The 3130-nt window shown below is 68.7% G+C and carries 2 protein-coding genes; both read right to left on the reverse strand.

Annotation, left to right across the window (positions count from 1 at the left end):
• A partial coding sequence (locus ACH4T9_RS31925; protein WP_396675162.1) for an AMP-binding protein occupies positions 1 to 1182 on the reverse strand: 1182 nt, incomplete at its 3' end.
• A 108-nt stretch (positions 1183 to 1290) separates the two neighbouring features.
• A partial coding sequence (locus tag ACH4T9_RS31930; protein ID WP_396675160.1) for a condensation domain-containing protein occupies positions 1291 to 3130 on the reverse strand: 1840 nt, incomplete at its 5' end.

The raw sequence follows: 3130 nt of genomic DNA on the forward strand, positions 1-3130 counted from the left end.
GAGGAAGTTCGTCAGGTTGTCGTGTGACAGGACGACGCCTTTGGGGGTGCCGGTCGATCCTGACGTGTAGATGACGAACGCCGCCGCCGTGGCGTTCACGGCCGGCAGGTCGACCGGTTCGGTTGCTTCGATGGCGGGCCAGTCGTTGTCGAGTGCGACGACCCGTACTCCGTCGGGTGCGGGGATGCGGGGGGCGACCTCACCGACGGTCAACACCACCCGGGCGCTGTGGTCGGTCAGGAGCATCCGCATCCGTTCCGCCGGCCACGACACGTCCATCGGCGTGTATGCCGCTCCGGCTCGCAGCACTCCCAGCGTCGCTACTAGGGTCCACATGCTGCGGTCCAACGCCAGTGACACCACGTCACCGATGCCGACACCGGCTGACCGTAGGTAGTGGGCCAGGAGTTCCGATCGGCGTGCCAGTTCCCCGTACGTCAGCACCTCGCCGTCGGCGATGCCCGCGACCGCGTCCGGTGTGCGGCGTGCCCATTCCAGCACCAGTTCGTGGAGCGGCTCATGCGGCACCGGACGCACCGGACCCCGACCCCACGTCAACAACCGCTCCCGCTCGACCACACCCAACAACGGCAACCGAGACAAGGGAACATCCGGCTCCCGCACACCCGCCCCGGCCAACAACGCGACCTGATCCACCAGGCCCCGCACCCAGTCCGTGGAGAACCCTTCCACCGCGTAGTCCACCCGCAGCCCGGACCCGTCCGAGGCCGCGGTCACCACCAGGTCGACATCCACCACACCAGGGCCCACCTCGACCACCGGACCGTCCACCACACCCACCACCACCGGACCCACCACACCCGAACCCGCACCCGCCACCGGCGCGGCCCACGCCGCACCCACCCGGGACACCAACTCGGCGAACCCCGGATCACCCGCCACACCCACCCGCACCAACCCGCCACCCGGCAGACCGACCACCACCTCCTCCTGACCCGTGTACCGGGCCAGCACCCCGATCAGTCCCGCCGCCACCACCACACCAGCCGGCTCCGCACCCGCCAGGCCAGGCAGCTCCAGCGTCCGTAGCTCCGACGCCGCCCGGGCCGGCCAAACCAGTGGCCGCCGCAGGTCACCCGTCAGGTCGAGGGTCTCGAAGTCGGCACCGGGCCTGGCTACATTCGCGGCCTGGGCCTGACCACCTACGAACCCGACAGACATGAGCCAACCTCCGATCAGGACCGGCGTCACCTGCACAGGTACGGCCGGGTCAGGAAATCCAGGAACTCCGTGGGCACGCCCACGGCATGAGGGGTACGGGGTGAACGGTCAGTCGGCGATGAGGGCCGGGGTGGGCCCCGCTTCGAGGAAGCGCAGCATGTGGCCGTTCAGCTCCTCGGCGAAGCTGTACGGCAGGTAGTCGGTGCGGATGGTGACGCGCAGCAGGGCGTGGTCGGCGCGGGGCAGCACCTCGACCGTGAGCCCGTTGGGCACCTCCCGGGCGTACGGCTCGACGATCTCCTCGGTCCGGCAGCCGGGCAGCTCCAGGGGGAGCACGACGTTGTCCTGGTAGACGAAGGTGGGCAGGCTGGCGACCACCTCGCTGGAGATTCCGGCCGCGGGGTCGTTGGCGGTCTCCGCGAAGGGGACGTCCTGGGCCCGCATGAGGTCGCTGATCGTCTCGTGGACCCGGAGGACGAGGTTGCCGTCCCCCGGCCCGGCGAACCGGACCCGGACGCAGTTGAGGTTGAGCCTGGTGGTGAAGGCGGAGTCGAGGACGCGGCTGCCCCGCTTTGCGACGACCATCAGCATGGCGATGTCGTCCTGCTGGTGGATGGCGCGGAGCGCGGAGGCGTAGGCGGCGGCGAAGTAGGTGGAGCGGCTGAACCGGTGTTCGCGGGCGGCGCGGTCCCAGCGCTCCATCACGTCGGGGGCGACGGTGACGATGTGTCCGGCCTTGGGCCCCCAGGCCAGCGCCTGTTCCAGCGACGCGTCGGCCGGGGGTTCGCCCTGGCGGGGCAGGCCGCGCAACTGTTCACGCCAGTACGCTCGCTGCGTCTCCAGGTCGGCCGCGTCGCGCAGGCGGGTGAATTCGTCGTACGCCTCGCGCAGTGTGGGTGCGGGTTGGTTCCATTCTGGGGTTTTGCCTGCCAGTCGGGCGGTGTAGGCGTGGCTGAGGTCGTGGGTGAGGAGGGTGTGGGACCAGCCGTCGAAGGCGATGTGGTGGATGCCGATGCCGAGGAGGATGCGGTTGGTGGATTTTTCGCGGATGAGGGCGGCGCGCCAGTTGCGGCCTTGGGTGTAGTCGAGGGGTTGTTGTAGTGCTTCGGTGAGTTGGTCGAGTGCGTTTTGTTCGGTGGTGGCGTCGGTGAGTAGGCGGAGCTGGGGCATGCCGGGGTTCGGGGGGAGGATGGCGACCGGTGGGTCGACGCGCCGGTAGCGTGCGCGCAGGGCTTCGTGTCGCTTGTGGACGTCGGCGAGGGCGGTCATCAACGCTCGGGGGTCCAGCTCGCCCTCGATCCACCAGGTGACCGGGTTGACGACCTCCAGGGGCGACATCAGGCACTTCGCCACCTGCTGCGCGAGCGGAACCGGTCCGGGGCGCTGGCGGGCCTGACCGGCGGCCGAGCCGGCCTCGGTACGTCGGGGTGCGGTGGTGAGCCAGTGGGCTAGTTGGTGTGGTGTGGGGGTGCGGTGGATTTGGGAGGCGGGGATGACGGTGTTGGTGGCTTCGTCGATTCTTGCGGCGATGGCGGCTGATTGGAGGGAGGTGCCGCCGAGGTGGAAGAGGTTGTCGTGGGTGCCGACTCGGTCGAGGCCGAGGGTGGTGGCGAATATGCCGGTGATCAGTCGTTCTTCGTCGGTGGTTGGTGCGATGTATTCGACGTCGAGGTCGGGGCGCTGCGATCCCGGTTCGGGTAGTGCTTTGCGGTTGATTTTGCCGGTGTTGCCGGTGGGGAATCGGTCGAGGGTCATGATGACGGCGGGGATCATGTATGTGGGGAGTGTGGTGGCGGCGTGTTCGCGTAGTTCGTTGACGTTCGGGTGTCGGGTGTTGTGTCCGGTGACGTAGGCGATGAGGCGTGCGGTGTTTTGGTGTTCGTGGCGGATGACGACTGCGGTGTTGACGTGGGGGTGTTGTTCGAGGGTGGTTTCGATTTCGCCGAGT

Source organism: Micromonospora sp. NPDC020750, from assembly GCF_044334565.1.
Lineage (GTDB): Bacteria > Actinomycetota > Actinomycetes > Mycobacteriales > Micromonosporaceae > Micromonospora.